Genomic DNA, 16,732 nt, shown 5'->3' with positions numbered 1-16,732 from the left:
CGCCTTGCTCACGCATCCGACCCTCGATCAACTCCACGCGCTCGGCCTTCATGGCATGGCCAAGGCCTTTGCCGACATCGAAGCCGGCGGCGATGCCGCAAGCCTCGGCCATGCCGAATGGCTCGCGCTGCTGCTCGAACGCGAAGCCTCGCTGCGACGCGACAAGCGGCTATCGAAGCGGCTGCAATACGCCAAGCTGCGCCAACAGGCTTGCGTCGAGGACATCGACTATCGCACCCCGCGCGGCCTCGACCGCAGCCTCCTGACGATGCTGGTCGAAGGCCAATGGATCGACGATCACGCCAACCTGCTGATCTGCGGGCCCTCCGGCGTCGGCAAGAGCTGGCTCGCCTCGGCGCTCGGCAACAAGGCCTGCCGCGACAATCGCTCCGTGCTCTACCAGCGTGTCCCGCGGCTGTTCACCGACCTCGCTTTGGCGCGCGGCGACGGCCGCCACCCGCGGCTCCTGCGGGCGCTCGGCCGCATCGATCTGCTCATCCTCGACGACTGGGGCCTCGAGCCGCTCGACGCCGCAGCCCGCCACGACCTCCTCGAGATCCTCGAGGACCGCTACGGCCGCCGCTCCACCACCGTCACCAGCCAGCTCCCCGTCGATCAATGGCACGCGCTGATCGGCGATCCCACCTACGCCGATGCCGTCCTCGACCGCCTGGTCCACAACGCCCACCGGATCGATCTCAACGGCGAGAGCCTGCGGCGAACCCGCAAACCCGATCGAAAGGCCTGAGCCAGTGGCGCTGTGGACATGCCGCTGCGCTTGGACAACGCAAAGAGCGTTGCCCACATGCCCACAGCAGACCAACAGCAGACGAAGAAGGGCCTCAAGCCGCGATTCAAGGTTGACCCCGCGGCTTCACCGATGCCAGAAACCAAACAGCCAGAACGCCTCGCGCCCCGGGCGACATCAAATCGGAATGGTGGGCGAGATCATCTCGGAATCCTGGGCGAGATCAAATCGGTACACCCGGGCGAGATCATCGGAATCCGCACTTTTGACGTGGCGTCTAAAATGGTTTCATGCGCGGCTCCAAAGGACTTGAATCTCACGTAGCGTCAAGTTCTATGATCTCGCACTTGTCGGCGCCATCCAACAGCAACTTACTGTCCATGGCATCGCCAGCCGGACGCATCCTGCTCGCGGCATTTCATCCGAGAGGTGCCCCCTCGCGGGGAAGAGGAGCGACAAGCCGCTCGGCCCATCGACTGCACTGAATGGTCCCTGCGAAGTTCCTGCGCGCAGGTTGGTCGAACTAGCGGCTATCGGCCATGTGCTTGTGAGAAGTTCATCCTTCGCACGAGCATCCAAACGTGGATGTCTCTCACGCCAACCTCGGTCCCTGATAAGTTGGCAATGATATCGAGAACGTGATCGAGATGTCGCGACCAAGTTTGAGCAAGTTGACATAACGCAAAGACACAGCAGAGCGCATGGTTCAGCTTCAGGTCTGTATGAGCACGGGAACGAAGCCTTGCAGACCGCACTCCTGAACAAGTATTGCGATGCTCGCCTGCCTTGGTACACAGTCTACCCAACTGTACCGGATTTCTCCACGACCATCGGCGCCGAGACTTGTGAGACTTGGTTGAGACGGCTGCCGCCGGATGAACCCGTATCGCTCTATCTCCATGTCCCTTTCTGCCAATCGATCTGCTGGTACTGCGGCTTTCCCACGAGCCTTATTCGCAGCGAGCGGCCAATTCGCAATTATTTGGCGGCGCTACGGGAGGAGATTCGTTTGGTTGCAGACCAACTGCCGCGCGCCCTGCCCGTCCGCGACGTGCATTTCGGCGGCGGAACACCGACCAGCATTGCGCCAGTCGATTTTCTAGCTCTGATAGAACTCCTACGTCGCTATTTTGCCTTCAGTAAGTCGGCTGCCATCGCCATCGAAATCGACCCGCGCGCGTTCACGACAGAGATGGCGGAAGCCTTGGGGGCGGCCGGCGTGAACCGCGCGAGCATCGGCGTGCAAAGCTTTGACCCCGTGGTCCAAAAGGCGGTCAATCGGCTCCAAAGCGAGGCCCAGGCGGCTTCTGCAGTCGAAAGCCTTCGCCAGCATGGAATAAGCCGCATCAACTTCGACCTGCTCTTCGGACTGCCGCATCAGACGGTGCAGTCCTGCGTGGACTCGGCGAGGACGGCTGCGGCCATGCGGCCCGACCGGCTCGCGGTTTTCGGCTACGCCCACGTTCCCTCCTATATGAAACGTCAGCGCCAGATCAATGAGGCGGCGCTGCCTGACAATATTGCTCGAGCCGAGCAAGCCGCGGCCGTGGCAGATACGCTGGTCTCCGCCGGCTACCACCAAATCGGGCTCGACCATTTCGCCTTGCCAGACGACGAGCTAGTGCTGGCCCAGAAAGCTGGTCGGCTGCGCCGCAACTCGTTGGGCTATTCGGCCGATACCTGTAAAACTGTGATCGGCTTTGGTCCGTCAGCCATCGGGCGTCTCCGTGACGGCTACGTCCAGAACGAGGTCGTGACTGCTTCCTATAACCAGCACATCAGAGCAGGTCGTCTGGCTATGTCGAAAGGATACTGTCTCACTGAGGAAGATCGGCTGCGGGCTGCAATCATCGAGCGCTTGATGTGCGATTTGCAGGCCGACGTGCCGGCACTGTGTGCAGCCCACGGATTTGATCCGATCGCTTTTCTTGATTCAGCTGATCGCTTGGAAATGCTCACTGAGGACGGGATAGTGGAGATCCAGGACGGTTTCATCCGCGTCAAGCAGGAGCACCGTTTTGTCATCCGCGCTGTGGCTGCCGCATTCGATGCTCATCTCGACCGCACACCCTATTAGCAAAGCCAAGGGATGTGAGCAGATCCAAAGCGTGGCGCTCCTCGCGAACGAGTGACCGGAAGAAGCGCTGCAGGCAGACGCTTAAAGGGAAGATTTAAATTCGGTTCAAATACCGAGAGATGCGGATCGAAATAAAGGGAATCTGCTGACTAATCGAACTCTCGACAGGTACTTGGCGCCGCCACGGCAGCTGGTGGAAACTTTAAGATCCGCGTCTAAGGCATCTTTGCCCTGGCTCGGAGATATTGAGAAAACTTGGTCGCACGCCGACTAATGCGGCACCGTTTCTTTGTTGCTAGAGCGGTTTCCAGTTGAGGTGAATCGGAACAGTCAAAGGGGATTCCCACGGGCACGCAAATCAGATTCGGTGTTGCCCGCGACAACATGCGGGGCATGCGATGGCGAAGGGATACTCCAAGGACCTCAGGGTGCGTGCGGTTGAGCTTGTTGAGTCCGGCGAAAGCGCACGTGAGGCTGCGCGCATTCTCAATCTCGGCGCTTCGACTACGATCCGATGGATGGATCGTTGGAGGAAGACCGGAAACGTTGAGGCCAAGCCCGGCACCGGGCACAGCCGCTCGCCGTTGGAGCAGCACAAGCAGTGGCTGATCGAGCTGATCGCCGCGGAGCCGGACCTGACGCTCGAGGAGATCCGCGCGCGTCTGCGCTCTCAGAGAAAGCAAAAGGCCGGCATCGGTTCGATCTGGCGTTTCTTCGACCGTCACAGCATCACCTTCAAAAAAAACACTGCACGCCGCCGAGCAGGATCGACCTGACGTCGCTGCCGAGCGTGCCGCGCTGAAAGCCGAGCAGCCCAAGCTGCGTGCACCGCGCCTCATCTTTATCGACGAGACTGCGGTCACGACGAAGATGGTCCGGCACTATGGGCGCTCTCCTCGCGGTGAGCGCCTCGTCTCTGGCGTGCCCCATGGTCACTGGAAGACGCTGACGCTTGTCGCCGCGCTGCGCATCGATGGCCTCACGGCGCCCTATGTCATCGACGGTGCAATGGATGGGCCCTCGTTCCTGGCTTATGTCGAGCAAGTCCTGGCGCCGACCTTGCGCAAGGGCGACATCGTCTTCATGGACAACTTGCGCACTCACAAGATCGCCGGTGTCCGCGAGGCGATCGAGGCTGTCGGCGCCCGCGTGCGTTATCTGTCGGCCTACTCGCCCGACCTCAATCCAATCGAACAGGCCTTCTCCCGGTTGAAAGCTGCGCTGCGCAAAGGCGCCACCCGCACGGTCCAAGCCCTGCTCAAACTCATCGGCAAACTCGTCAAGTCGTTTGCGCCGCAGATGTGTGCCAACTACTTTAGGCATGCTGGATACACCAGATGATCCACATCATGTGGAAAATGCTCTAGTCGTGCCCGCGGGAAGATCAGCCGCTCGCGCCTCCAAAGTCCGCAGGCGCGAACAATGCGATTAGTTTACGATACCAATCGTCGGATAAAATATTGACAAATCCGACATTTTGTATCACAATACTAGCATGCTATCCTTCCCTAAGACCCAGCAGGATCGCGCCATAACCCTACTGAAGAAGCAGGGGATGCTTCGCCTTTCTGAATTTAAGAAGGCGGGCATTACGGCGGCAACCGTATCCCGAATGAAGGAGAAGGGACTCGTCCTTCAGCTCAGCAGGGGACTGTACCAGCTTCCAGACGCCTCGTTCGACACCCATCATGTCCTGGCTGAGGCCGCCAAGCTCGTCCCAAGAGGCGTTATCTGCCTCACCTCTGCGCTGGCGTTTCACGGACTGACTGATACGATTCCATCGCTCGTTTGGATGGCCATCGGCTCAAAGGATCGGCTGCCGCGAACCGATACCCCGACCATCCAATTTGTGCGTTTCGGAGAGAAGGTTCTGACCTCTGGCATTACAGAGCACAAGATCGAAGGCGTACGGGTACGCGTCTACATTCCTGCCAAAACAGTAGTCGACCTATTTCGTTATCGCCGGAGCGCCGGAAAGCGGTATCGAAAGAGTCCCGGCCTCAATCTCGCGCTCGAGGGCCTCAGAGAAGCCCTGCGACAGCGCCAAGCGACCCCTGCCGAGATCGCCCGGTACGCAAATGAAGCTGGTACCTGGAAGGTCGTTCAGCCGTATCTTGAGGCTATGACGACCAATGCCTAAGAAGCCAACACCTCTGATCAAGAACATGGGCGCGTCGGTTCGGACGCGGTTGCTCAACCTCTCAAAGGAGCGTCGTCAGCCATTCGATCTGCTGCTCAACAATTACGTTCTCGAGCGACTCCTTTATCGCCTGAGTCAAACCAAGCACTGCGACCGTTTCATTCTGAAAGGAGAGATGCTGCTTACGAAGTGGTTCGAAGATCCGCTACGCCCGACAAGAGACCTGGACTTTCTGGCCACTGGCAAAGACGATCAAGAGGATATGGTCCGCATCTTCCAGGAGATCTGCATGGTCTCCCTTAATGATGGCGTTGTCTTTGAATCGAACAGCGTAAAGGTCCACCGTATCCGTGAAGAAACCGAATGCGGCGGGCTGCGCATTACAGCCAACGCTACGATCGAAACCGCCAAAATTCGGATCGTGATTGATATCGCCTTTGGCGACTCCGTTGAGCCGGGTCTTCAGGAAATGGATCTGCCCGTTCTCTTGGACTTCCGGGCGCCACATCTCCGGGCCTACGCCCGCGAAACGGTTATCGCCGAGAACTTTCAGGCGATGGTTATGTTGCGTCGCGCCAATAGCCGCATGAAAGACTTGTATGACGTCTTGGTTTTATCGCGCAACTTCGAATTCAAGAACGACAAACTCCCACGAGCCATCACCGCGACATTCGCTCGACGGAAGACTGAAATTCCTCCAAGTGCTCCGGATGCGCTGACAACTGCGTTTGCGGAAGACCCAACGAAAATTCAGCAGCGGAATTCATTCGTTGAAGACGTTGCTTTTCGACCCGGCACGCTCGCTGACGTGGTCAAGGACCTATCCGCATTCCTGATGCCTCACGCGTCGGCGGCACGCTCGCTCGGTAAGACAGGATTAGCGTGACTGGGCAGCCCACCGCCGCCAAACGTGGCTGGCTCCGCGCAGCAACTCGAGGCAATCGCGTCGGCTGGACTGGCGGGACCGAATTTCATGCCGCTTCTTCTTTTTCTTTGGGGGGCAAGCGCAGCTGCGCGGTGATCTCGGCCATGATTGCGACCGCGATCTCCGACGAGCGGCTGCGCGCGCAGGGCGCCAGGGACAGCGAGCGTCAAGGCTCGCCCGTCTTCTGTCCAGCGATCACTGGCGCACCTCCGACGGAAACAGGCCCCTGTGGTTTGGACCTCTCGACGTGCTTCTTGGCCGGACTCGAAGCAGCTTGTGCCGGCGACGAAGAAATAACGGAGGGATCGGAAGCGACAGGTGCTGGAATCTGCAAGGATTCAATCCGCGAAGTCAGCACCGTGATGCGATCTAAGATCCCTTTAAGATCCTTCCGCTGAGCATCGATGAGGCGACTGAGTTCCGCAATATCCTCGCTCGCCTTCTGCTGCGCCCAACGTATCTCGGTCAGGGATGTCCTGTCCTCCGGTGATAGGCCCGCCGCCGAATCGGCGAACCCGGCTGGCGGCGTCTCGACAACCCTTGCGAGGCTCCCTCCAAAATGGGCTGCTGCTGAACACAAGCCGACGAGGACAACCAGAAACATCAAACCCCAGCGAATGCGTTTTGACGTGCCGTATAATAGCGGCCGCAAATCGGAAGCGGCCGCCTGATCAATCATCTCCATTGTCCCCTACCCGACTATCCCCGTTTCGACAGGCTTGTTTCCTTGACGCGAGAGATGGCTGAAGTCACGACTCCCAGCAAAGCGCGGCCGCCGACAACGTCATTCTTCGCAAACTCGCTGCTCCGATGAAGCGGCTCATCTTGTCCCAGGCAAAGCGAACAGATGATGCGGGTTCCTGCATCATAGGGCCAGCGGTAAGAAATAGTCCTCCTCTTCACGGTTATGGTGCAGCATTTTCGCATCATTCAAGAGAACCTTGCAGGTTTTCTTACCCTGCCGGCCGTTGATGTGAACCGACGCTATTTCCCTTCAAAGTCTGCCTCTCGCCTTTCCGTGCTGCCGAGACCGGCAACTTCATGGCCGACCGCTGCTCAAGGCGCACCAACCGGCGCCCAAGCTACCTCGCCATTGGAGCGGGAAGCATTGGACATGGCCAACTACCAATTCTGGCAGGTTGATGGAGACGACGGACAGATGGCAAGCGTGGCCCACCAACGCCGTGCGTCACAGGTCTAGGAACTCGGAATGCATCCCAAATTTTCCGCGCCGACGGAGCGGGCGGACTCACCAACAGTTTGCCCACGGCCACGAAAGTAGCCCGAAACCGGATCCCTCCGATCTCCAGGGCTCAATCATGGACGTTGAGACAAGATTTTCGCGGGCACAGATTAGAGGTGACCTCGCCGGGATTACGAACCTCCTGCCCGTACGGCGTCGTGCCGCGCCTCAGAGGCCAGCGCTTCGACGCCGCTCTGGCCATTGAGGCCGGCTTTCAATCTGTTCATGGCTCGCAAGAGAGGACACGAAGTACACTGTGGGTGATTGCTTTATTGCGGTGACGACGCCTCAAACATCTTCGGCTACGGCCGCACTTGCCTGCAGCTTGCGATCAAGCGAGACGCAGCGGCGCCTTACCGCCGCACTTTCGCTCGCGGCTTGTCTGGTTGGCATGCCTGTCTTGGCACAAACTGCCGACGAGCGTGATGCCAAAAACAACGCTGCGGCACAAGTTGCCAGGAGGAAAGCGCCGACAGCCCACGACATGGCCACAAAGCTCCGGGTCGGCACGGTCAATGAGCCAGTTCAACTTCGTGCCTCCGCGCTGGCATCAGCTCCCAACCTGCCTCTCATCAAGCGCGACAGCTCCGATCGAAGCGCCCAGACACGAACGCAAAAAAGGATCGATCCCTTCGCACGCTTCGATACTTTCCGAGAAAAAGGGATCTGGCTCAACATAGCCGGCCCTGCCGACACGGTTGATCAGGACAAGAGCGGCGTTAGATCCGCGCTGGCAGACGTTGGCATCGGCTATATCGGCTGGACGCATAACATCTTTGCAAATAACCAGCTGCCGAATGCGGCGAGAACCAGCATCGCGAACCAGCTCTACATGGGGCAGAATCCGACGTTTGCTACGGCGAACTTCCTGATCGTCACCTATGATCTCAGCCGGCTTGGCATTCCCGATGGCCAGATTGTCGTGGGTGCCGAGCAGCAATACTGGACATGGAAGCGCCCGGGGCCGGATCGAGTGGGATTGAATACACTCGCATATTATCAAACCTTCCTCGACAGGAAGTTCGAACTCAAACTTGGCTATCTCCGAAATGCGAATGAGTTCACCGGCACGTTGTTCGCAGGCATTTCAGGATCAAATATGTTTGCCTTATTCCAAGCAGGAATGAGCACCAACGCCGCACCGACTCCCGCCGTCAACCTGAAGTACAATCTTGATGATCACCTGTACAACAAAGTCTCCATGCAGCGCTCCATCAGTCCAGACGGTTCTTATGCCGAGATAACAGAGAATCCGAGCGGCCTGAACTGGAGCACGGCCAACACAGGTATTCTTTTCGTTGATGAACTTGGCTACAAGAGCAAGGCCGCTCCCGGCGTACCTGACACGTGGCTGCGGGCGGGCGTTGGTTTCAACAGCGGCCATTACAAGAATTTAGCAGATCCGGATCAACAAAGGCAGAGCGGGAATAACTTTCATTACATCGCCGCTGACCGGCAGCTCTGGCAGAGTGACGTTGAGGGGACGCCATCTCGCGGCATCTATGGCGGATTCTCGATCATGGGAGCTCCGCCTGATCTCAATAGGATCAGCCGGTATTACGAGCTTCGTCTTTATGCGAAGGGGCCTTTTGATAGCCGACCTACTGATCTGATTAGTCTCGTCGCGAGCAACACCGCCTGGAGCAAGGTTGCAGTGGATGCGGCCTTGGCGAAAGGACAGCTTGCGCATCGCGATACAACTGCAATTACAGGAACATACATCGCGCATCTCGCTCCAGGGATATATGCAACCCTTGGACTGTCATACATCCATAATCCGACAAGCATCACACATACGGCCCAAACGGAGCACGCGTTAGATCTGTTGGTGTCTACGCTGATATTCTTCTAGTTCGTCGAGGAAGCCATTAATTCGGCGCACAACCTGATTCGTCAAAATTACGCGCCGTTTCTGTCACCGCACCGGCTGGAGGTCGCAAGGAGCGACCCGAAGGTCGGCTCTCCAACGACTAAAGAGCATCGTGACCAGATGTCGGCTAGCTTTGCTTGCGCGCGGCCTGACCCGCGAGGGCGCGGGATGAAGTTCCTAGAATGAACTGAGACAGACAGGGAATGTCGCGCGCTGACCGGCGCACCACTAGCGAGACGAGAATAATCGCTCCGCCAAGAAGTCCCGCCTCAGCCAACTTGGTTGTGAGATCTGACGGTTCTGCGTACTGCATCGAATCCATGAGACGAAATACCGTCCCCTGAATCAAGTACAGCACTAGGTGGTGTGGACTCTAAGGATTCCCTTTTAGGCGCAAATCAGATTCAAGGCTGCTTTTGGGGAGGCCGCCTTGGGTGTGATGGACCGCTTGGTATTGAGCGACGCGACATGGGAGCGGATGGCGCCGTTGATCATCGGCCGGCCTGACCAGAAGGGTTCGACCGGACGGGACAACCGGATGTTTGTGGAGGGCGTACTTTGGATCGTGCGCACTGGCTCTCCCTGGCGTGATCTTCCGGAGGTGTTTGGAGACTGGAACAGCGTGTTTCGGCGCTTCAGTCGATGGAGCATCAAGGGGGTCTGGTGGCGCATATTCGAAGCGATGTCCGGTGATCCGGACTTCGAGTATCTGATCGTCGACTCCACCATCGTCCGGGCGCACCAGCACGCCGCTGGGGCGAAAAAAGGGGGTCTGAAGATCAGGCGATCGGTCGCTCGCGCGGTGGCCTGAGCACCAAGATACATATGGCCGTTCGCGGCCTGGGATGTCCCGTACGGTTCAAGCTCACCGCAGGTCAGAAGAGCGACGTACCGCAAGCCGCCGAATTGATCGAGGGATTACCTGCCCAGGTCGTCATGGCGGATACGGCTTATGACGCCGATCACTTGCGCCAGGCGATCGCTGCCAAAGGCGCGCTCGCCGTCATCCCCAACAACCCGTCACGTGCGCTCAAATATCCGCTGGACAAGCATCTCTATGCACAGCGTCATCTCGTCGAATGCTGCTTCTCAAAACTCAAGCAGTTCCGCCGCGTCGCAACCCGCTTCGAAAAGACCGCCCGAAATTACCTGGCCGTCGTTACTCTCGCAGCCATCGTCTTATGGATGCGATAAATGTCCACACCACCTAGTGTGCTCTGTCCTATTTCCACGGCGATAAAGCGGACCACTGGGTTTGAGCGGCCAAATCTCCCGCATTGGAGGAAAAACTCAATCATGAGCGCCGAAGCCTCTGCAGAGCCGAAAAACATCAGAAGCACATTCTTCGCCGACTGCATATCTTGAACCAGGGCGAGATTGTTGTAGACGTAAGTGTCTTTGCGCCAAGCTAGAAAACATACCAGCGCCACTATGGACAGAGTCACGGTCCAGAGCAGCCTGTAAGATCGCGTTGCTCGCCCACCAGTCTCTCGATTGCGCAGCTGAGAAGCCCAGGCAGAAGAACGGGTAAGTGTACTTTATGAGATGAAATATGGAGAATGTCAGAGGCGCAAGCACGACCAGTACGACTGATACGAATAGGGTCAAGGGCGAGCAACGATCGAAGATCGAAAGAATTTTTACGAGAAGAAAACAAACGAACGCTGCCCAGATAAACCAGTATGCGCCGGCGACATCATTTAGAAACAGCAGAATCTCGCCTGTTGCGTCAGGTGCGCCGGGAAGCACGGCAACCTTTGCTATCTCCGGAGAGCGTACCAAAACAGCATGGGCAGCAAGAGCTGCGTCGCCCGATCGCCGACGGATTGCGTCAACGACTTTCGCAACAGAGCGCGGCAAGAGAGGTATCCACTTATCGCCATAAAGAGAGGCATGTGGAACATGTAGATCCATTTGAAGCATAGCGAATCCCAGAAGCCTTCACCTCGGTAAAGGATGTATTGGATCAGGTGACCGACGATCACCAACACGATCAGCACTCCCTTGGCGAAATCCAAGGCAAGATCGCGATCGTTTTCCTCTGGCGTGCCAGGCACAGCCGATCGGGTTACATTTAGCGATGCATGAATCATTGGCCGCTGCGGCTTTGCTCCAGGGAGTTCGATCCAAGCGATGGTCGTGGAGGCAATTGCCAACTGGAGGCTGCGCTCGGATAGCTGGCTGATTGCAACGTACTGCAAGGACCCTTAATTGCGGCAAACGCCCGGCCCGAGCATGAAGGATGTCAACGTCTCTCAGAGAAGTTCGGCTTGGCCATCGCGGATAGGCTGTCGGCAAACTCGTATTGTTGGCGAGCTCCCCCACATTCTTTTTGCGATTGCGATCGTCTGCGCTCCGCGCTGTGGGCGTCGAGCACGAATAGGTTCGAACTGTTGCGCTTATTGAGCGACTGATTGATTGGCGGGCGATTTGTGAAAGCCTGAGAGATGGAGCACAAAATCCACCGAGCTTGATTGATTCTGAAAGGGGCGGCTGGACTGCTCCGGCCATGCCCCTTCCCTACTTCCAATGATAGGCCGTGCTGTTGAACGCGCGCGCAGAGCCCGCCCGGGCCTGAGATTTGCAGCCGACCTACGTCCCTCAGCCAAGCTCAGGATGAATGCGAACGCGCCGGCGCCCCTCGCTTTCGACCAACTCGCCCCGGTAAGGCACGCCGCGGATGTCGAAATAGGTCGGGCGTCCGGCCTCCGGCATGATGCGCTGGCCCTCGAGGACGCGCACAAGGTAGGGCGGAAGGAACCGTTCGCGATGCTCCCATCCGCCGCGGATCAGATACCCAAGGTCCACCGCACCTTCACGAGGCTGACTGGCTCCGACCATCTGCGGGGGCTGATGGAGCAGCTCGGATGGCCCGGGTTGGTTTAGCTGGCTTGCGCGCGGGTGATGGATCAGGCGGACATCCCGGCGCCCTCCTGGTCCGAACGTGGCCGAGTAGCGCTCATCGTTGATCATAAACTGACTTGGCCCGAACTGGTTTGGCAGCAGATTGATGTTGCCCAGGACGTCAACCAAGACGTCTTCAGCCGCCTGGGAGCCGTGGCGCCAGTCCGGCCCAACGATGGCCCCAATGTCCCGCAGTCCCTGTACGGCCCCCGAGGGTCCAGCGAACGAGGGCGTTCCGCCAAATTCGGGTGCCGGCACTGAACGTGCATCGTCACGCAAGTCATGCGGTGTAGGCGGATCCAGATCAATCAGGGGATTGAGACCGCTGTAGATGTTTGACGACCGAGGCCTGACGGACGACGGTGACCCACCTTCTTGCATATGTTGCCCGAGCCAATCCCAAGCGCCTTGGCTCAAGCTGGCTGGAGTTGCAGGAAGCCCGAGCGGTAGATCCGGCTGTGGAGCCCAGCGAGGCGCCGATGAGGCTGGTCCGTGGGCCTGCTCGCTCGTCCAATCCCACGCAGCACCGCTGGGGGAGGCTGGCATTAAGGGACGCTGCTGCGAGGGACCGGCCTGCGAAATGTGGTACGGCGCTGGCAGTGATGAGCTCGGTCCGTGGATCTGCTCGCCGAGCCAATCCCAAGCTCCCGCGCTCGGCGTGGCAGGCGTCGCCGGCAGTTCCTGCGGCAAGTGCGCGTGTGCAGCGCCTTCGCCAGCAGGCTGCCCACCGTCCTCAGGATCCAATCCGAGCGCCCTGTTCGCCTCAAGGATTTGCTGGTAGCGCCCAAGCCTGAGCAAATCGGGGTTGATTTTACTGTCCTGGGTTTCTTGCTTGTACGCCTCGACGTCCTGTGCGAGCTCTGGGGTGAAGAGCCGGTCAGCCATCGCGGGCCTGTGGTGCGATCGCAGCCAGTCACTCAGCCTCGAAAGGCGACGCGCCTGACGATCGGCTGTCTCCGGCTCGACCCTGCCTGTCGCCCTTTCCGCTGCGGCCCACATGCGGATGAGTGTTGCGTCCGCAGGATAAGGTTCCAGACGGCGGATGTCGGCGAACAAGGTGTTTCCGGCACCGACCTCCCGGAGCTTTTTCAAGGCCGCCTTGATGCGCCTGCCGCGGTCATTTGCATACGTCTCCACATCTGCATCAAGCTCAGCTTCCAGCTGATAGTTTTCCACCTCCGGATTTTCCAGTTGCGCGTTTTCCAATTCGCGGCGAATTCGATCGGCTATCGATGGCCTGCCGTTCGCACTCAGGCGCGCGCTCAAATGGCGCAGATCGGCTGCCGCATTCTTGATGGTGCCATCGCTCAGGTTGCCGGCCGCTCTGTTTCTGAAATCCGTTATGAGCGTCTCGTCCGCCGCAGGGACTGGCCCTCCGCGAGCCCGGCCCGGCTGCCTGGCATGATCCACTCGAAATTTCGTTGAGAAGACCTCAGGCTGCGTCTCCTTACGCGACGACTTTTCGCTGCTGCTCCCCCCGAGGGCTTTGCCCACTCCCGACTTGAAGCGCGACCATAGTCCGCGGCTTTTGCCACTCTTGGCCTGAACCGCGGACTCCGAATCCGGCATAGAGCAGCGCGCACTGCTGAACAGATCATCCTGCAGACTGAACTGCGGCAGTTGCGCCGAGGCTCCGAGTTGAATACGGGGAATGTCGACGATGCGGCGAGTCCCGCCGAGCGCGCTGTCCCTAAGAGCGGCATGCGGTGGTATCCGCATCGAGCCGCCGAAATCGTCCCGCCGGACCGCCCGACCGCCTCTCGCAGGAGCCCGATCTTGTGAAGCTGAGGGTACATAGCTCGCGTCAGATGAATCGAGCTGCAAATCCGCCATCTGCCGCTCAAAGTTGCCTTGCTGGCCTGCGTTGCCCCTTCGTTGCCCTGCCCGCTCCTGTTGGGCGGCGTACTGCTCCATCCAGGCTCCTGAATCGAAGAATGGGTCGACTGGATCCATCCTGCTTTCCTTCCAATGGTAGAGGTCCTGCACAAGCCGGCCGAAGTTCGAACTCCGGTCAGGCGGCAGCAGTTTCGGCGACAATCAGATCCGCGATCTGTGCGGCCGCAAGCTTTCGAAAAGCTGACGAGATCAACGTCTCGCCCCAAGCAGTCGCGATCGCGTAGGTTCTTCTGAAAGATGCAACATAAAGCCTGCCTGCTGTGGCATCGCAGCCTGCCTGCTGTTCAGCCGCCGCGGATAGTCCGCTCGAATCCAACAAAAGCTTACGTCGCCGTCGTCCATGCTGGGACGGCGTCATGGCGTCAAAACGCCTTCTTCGAGAACGTGTCTTTATGTCCTATCTTGGTGGTAGCCGGACAGCCAATCTGTGGCATCTCCGAAGAACGCGCCGAGCGACCATTTCGCGGCTTCGCTATCGGTCAGTTGATGAGAGTGAGGCTCACGGCCTGCGGGATTGGCCCCGATGCCGGAAGATTTGTATTCGGCATAGTTGGCGGCCCTCAGTTTATTGGTTTGGCCCGGAGTCCATTCGCGCCAGCCTTCCGCCATGACCGGTGCATCCATCTTCGTCGACAGGAAAATCACTGTAGCGTAAGGGCGCCAAGGCCGGCCAAGCGCAACATAGCCCGCGGCGGGATCGGCAGTCAGCCTGCAATGGTCGAAAACATAGGCGCTGTCCTCGTCCGGCGTGCCCTTGCTCTGTGCGGTATACACGACCGCTTGATTGGCCAAGCCGTGTAACTCACCTGCCGGAAATAGGCCTTGGCATTCCCAAATATGAAATCGACATGCCCCTCGATGTAGCAGCTCCGGAAGTATTGCCGCGACATTCGGCCGTTCGGCCCCTTGCTGGCAAACAGGGTGTCCTGGGCACCGAGCAGGCGGACGCGGGTGATAACGTCCCTGTCTCCGGTAACCGACAGCGCCACCGCCTGCGAAGATGAATTGGCCGGATTCAGCGCGTAGTCGTTTTGGATCGTGAGATTATCGAGCCGGAAATCATCACCGGAGGCGTCCAGCGTCGCAGAATGAGCGGTTCCTCCGACATTGATCGCCCCGTCGCCATACACAATGACCGTATCGTCCGGCCTCTTGCCGGAGCCCCTAATATGAACGCCAGATTTAGAGACCTTGACCTTCTCGCGGTAAATGCCGGGCGCGATTTGGATATCCCCGCCTTGGGCCGGTAATGCGTCGATGGCTGCTTGAACGGAGTGATAGGCCGCCCTCTCGGCACGCGAGACCAAAAGTGGCTGAGCATGGGCCGTCGAGATGCAGACATATCCGGCCAGAACCGCAGCGAACAGCACAGAAACTCGCATTGGCGCGCTGCACGCTCCATGCAGTCGGTACAAAGTGCCGCGGCGATACGGCAGCTGAGTCTGGTCAATACGTTTCCTCACCGATCCGGAACTCGCGCGCGACTAACGGAAATGTCCGACCGCGCCAAACCCCGTCGGTCGTCCGCCATGAGGCGTCAGCGTCGTAGCCTTTTATTCCAGGAACTCAAAGCCGCATCAAAGGGAGATCTGACCGGCCTAAAGGTTCGGCATGCACTTACTCAATACGGTCGCGGAATGCTCTGGCACATCCCTCCCATCCGCGCGACAGCTGTCCTGTGGCTCGCCCGGGCAGAGGCGGCGACACGTCAGAATGATCGGCCGTCACATTGGCATGCTCGAGCTGCCAGGTAGCGGTGTCGGCAAACCGAACATCCTCGAGCACCACATCAAGGGCGTGCCTATCGTCGACTCCACGCATCAGCAGCGCACCATTTTCGCCATGCACATGGCGCAGAACAATCTGGCGATAGACCGGAATTCTCATGCCTTGGGCACGTGGATCGTATTTCGTGTCGAACGCGACCGGCCATCGGTTACCCCGCAGACATACGTTCTCATAAGTCACTCGCTCGACCAGGCCGCCGCGACTGACATCGCTCTTGATGCGCAGTCCAGATGTCGTTCCGTCCAGGGTCAGGTTGCGCACCAGGATGTCGCTGGCACCGGAATTCACTTCGCTGCCGATCGACATCCCGTGCCCCCAGCCGAAATAATTGTCAGTCACGGAGATGTGGCGGGCGGGGCCATTGTCGCCGGCCTTGATGGCCACGTTATCGTCACCGGTGCGGATGAAGCTGCGGGTGATGGTCACGTCCTGGCTGGCGCCGGGGTCGATGCCGTCGGTATTGCGGGCATCGGCCGGTGCATCGATCGTGAGGCCCCAGAACGTGGCACCTTCGACCCGGTTCATCGCGACATGAAAATTGGGCGCATTGCGCAAGGTGACGCCAGACACCGTGATGTCCTGCGCATGATCGATCTGGATCAAACGCGGGGCGTTTTGGTTGCCACCCTCGGCTTGCGCCCGGCGGGCCAGTTGCCACCAGGATTCAGCGTTGCCGACCATGGGTGCACCGCCCTGGCCATCGATGATGCCGTCGCCATAGATGCCGCCGCCGCGTGTCTTGGAGAAACTAATGAACGGCCGGCAACCGTCGCCCTTAGCCCCGATCCGCCCACACTGTCCGCGGCCCTTGTCGTAAGCAGCCGGTTCGGGGATCGCGAAAAGCGTTGCACCGCGTCCGATCCATAAGGTCACGCCCGATTTCATCTGGAGCGAGCCCGACCGGAACTCGCCACGCCCCAGATAAACCGCAGCACCGGCGGGGCAATTGTCGATGGCATCTTGCAGCCTGACCGTGTCGTTCTTGCCGGACGGCACCGGGCGGTCACAGACCGTGCGAGGTGCAACAGGCTCAGTGACGGTGCGGCGATCTTGCGCTTCTGCTTCGGAGCAGAGAACCATGAAGGCGACGGTGAACAATAGGACCCATTCACGAAAAAGCTTTGTCATCGACCTCGTCTCT

11 protein-coding genes and 4 pseudogenes are annotated in these 16,732 nt (G+C 59.0%); 7 read left to right on the top strand and 8 right to left on the bottom strand.

Features of this window, described 5'->3' with window-relative positions; genetic code table 11:
* Nucleotides 1–4: 4 nt before the first annotated feature.
* The 5 genes from istB to ACVMB1_RS02105 all read left to right on the top strand — a co-directional run bounded on the left by istB (nucleotide 5) and on the right by ACVMB1_RS02105 (nucleotide 5,851).
* Nucleotides 5–748 carry an IS21-like element helper ATPase IstB gene (istB, locus tag ACVMB1_RS02125; RefSeq protein WP_076828398.1) on the top strand — a complete coding sequence of 248 codons (744 nt, stop codon included), beginning with the start codon at nucleotides 5–7 and terminating at the stop codon, nucleotides 746–748.
* Nucleotides 749–1,490: 742 nt separating this feature from the next.
* Complete coding sequence (gene hemN / locus ACVMB1_RS02120; protein ID WP_069280026.1) at nucleotides 1,491–2,825, top strand: oxygen-independent coproporphyrinogen III oxidase; 1,335 nt, start codon at nucleotides 1,491–1,493, stop codon at nucleotides 2,823–2,825.
* A 398-nt stretch (nucleotides 2,826–3,223) separates the two neighbouring features.
* A protein-coding gene (locus ACVMB1_RS02115; RefSeq protein ID WP_456848168.1) for an IS630 family transposase occupies nucleotides 3,224–4,166 on the top strand; the annotation gives its coding sequence in 2 pieces (ribosomal slippage) (nucleotides 3,224–3,562 and nucleotides 3,564–4,166; 942 coding nt in all).
* A 154-nt stretch (nucleotides 4,167–4,320) separates the two neighbouring features.
* A complete protein-coding gene (locus ACVMB1_RS02110; RefSeq protein ID WP_069280027.1) occupies nucleotides 4,321–4,965 on the top strand; it encodes a type IV toxin-antitoxin system AbiEi family antitoxin domain-containing protein in 645 nt (214 codons plus the stop codon).
* A complete protein-coding gene (locus ACVMB1_RS02105) occupies nucleotides 4,958–5,851 on the top strand; it encodes a nucleotidyl transferase AbiEii/AbiGii toxin family protein (protein ID WP_456814025.1) in 894 nt (297 codons plus the stop codon). The genes ACVMB1_RS02110 and ACVMB1_RS02105 overlap by 8 nt, the downstream gene beginning before the upstream one ends.
* Nucleotides 5,852–5,936: 85 nt before the next feature.
* Here the strand turns inward: ACVMB1_RS02105 and ACVMB1_RS02100 are convergent.
* Together ACVMB1_RS02100 and ACVMB1_RS02095 are read right to left on the bottom strand one after the other, a co-directional pair.
* Nucleotides 5,937–6,017: pseudogene (locus ACVMB1_RS02100) on the bottom strand (XdhC family protein); the annotation flags it as partial.
* A gap of 39 nt (nucleotides 6,018–6,056) precedes the next feature.
* A complete protein-coding gene (locus tag ACVMB1_RS02095; RefSeq protein ID WP_253587763.1) occupies nucleotides 6,057–6,569 on the bottom strand; it encodes a hypothetical protein in 513 nt (170 codons plus the stop codon).
* Nucleotides 6,570–7,524: 955 nt separating this feature from the next.
* Here ACVMB1_RS02095 and ACVMB1_RS02090 point away from each other — a divergent pair.
* Nucleotides 7,525–8,985: a carbohydrate porin gene (locus ACVMB1_RS02090; RefSeq protein ID WP_456849864.1), complete on the top strand. Its 1,461-nt coding sequence runs from the start codon at nucleotides 7,525–7,527 to the stop codon at nucleotides 8,983–8,985.
* Nucleotides 8,986–9,130: 145 nt separating this feature from the next.
* Here the strand turns inward: ACVMB1_RS02090 and ACVMB1_RS02085 are convergent.
* Nucleotides 9,131–9,364: pseudogene (locus ACVMB1_RS02085) on the bottom strand (nodulation factor fucose acetyltransferase NolL); the annotation flags it as partial.
* Nucleotides 9,365–9,433: 69 nt separating this feature from the next.
* Here ACVMB1_RS02085 and ACVMB1_RS02080 point away from each other — a divergent pair.
* Nucleotides 9,434–10,197, top strand: a protein-coding gene (locus ACVMB1_RS02080) for an IS5 family transposase (protein WP_139481326.1) whose coding sequence is annotated in 2 segments (ribosomal slippage) — nucleotides 9,434–9,769 and nucleotides 9,772–10,197 — 762 coding nt in all. Because the reading frame shifts where the segments join, the coding sequence is not laid out codon by codon here.
* Between the two features lie 14 nt (nucleotides 10,198–10,211).
* Here the strand turns inward: ACVMB1_RS02080 and nolL are convergent.
* From nolL to ACVMB1_RS02055, 5 genes and pseudogenes are all read right to left on the bottom strand, one after another.
* Nucleotides 10,212–11,096 (bottom strand): annotated as a pseudogene (nolL, locus tag ACVMB1_RS02075) (nodulation factor fucose acetyltransferase NolL); the annotation flags it as partial.
* 508 nt (nucleotides 11,097–11,604) lie between these two features.
* Nucleotides 11,605–13,860: a hypothetical protein gene (locus tag ACVMB1_RS02070; protein ID WP_253603422.1), complete on the bottom strand. Its 2,256-nt coding sequence runs from the start codon at nucleotides 13,858–13,860 to the stop codon at nucleotides 11,605–11,607.
* 58 nt (nucleotides 13,861–13,918) lie between these two features.
* Nucleotides 13,919–14,161 carry a hypothetical protein gene (locus ACVMB1_RS02065; RefSeq protein ID WP_253587770.1) on the bottom strand — a complete coding sequence of 81 codons (243 nt, stop codon included), beginning with the start codon at nucleotides 14,159–14,161 and terminating at the stop codon, nucleotides 13,919–13,921.
* A gap of 32 nt (nucleotides 14,162–14,193) precedes the next feature.
* Nucleotides 14,194–15,185: pseudogene (locus ACVMB1_RS02060) on the bottom strand (pectinesterase family protein).
* Nucleotides 15,186–15,420: 235 nt separating this feature from the next.
* Nucleotides 15,421–16,719: a glycoside hydrolase family 28 protein gene (locus ACVMB1_RS02055; RefSeq protein WP_069280032.1), complete on the bottom strand. Its 1,299-nt coding sequence runs from the start codon at nucleotides 16,717–16,719 to the stop codon at nucleotides 15,421–15,423.
* Between the last annotated feature and the right edge of the window lie 13 nt (nucleotides 16,720–16,732).

Source organism: Bradyrhizobium sp. USDA 4504, from assembly GCF_054063995.1.
Note: the sequence above shows the minus strand (reverse complement) of the source record. Positions and strands in the feature narration are given on the sequence as shown.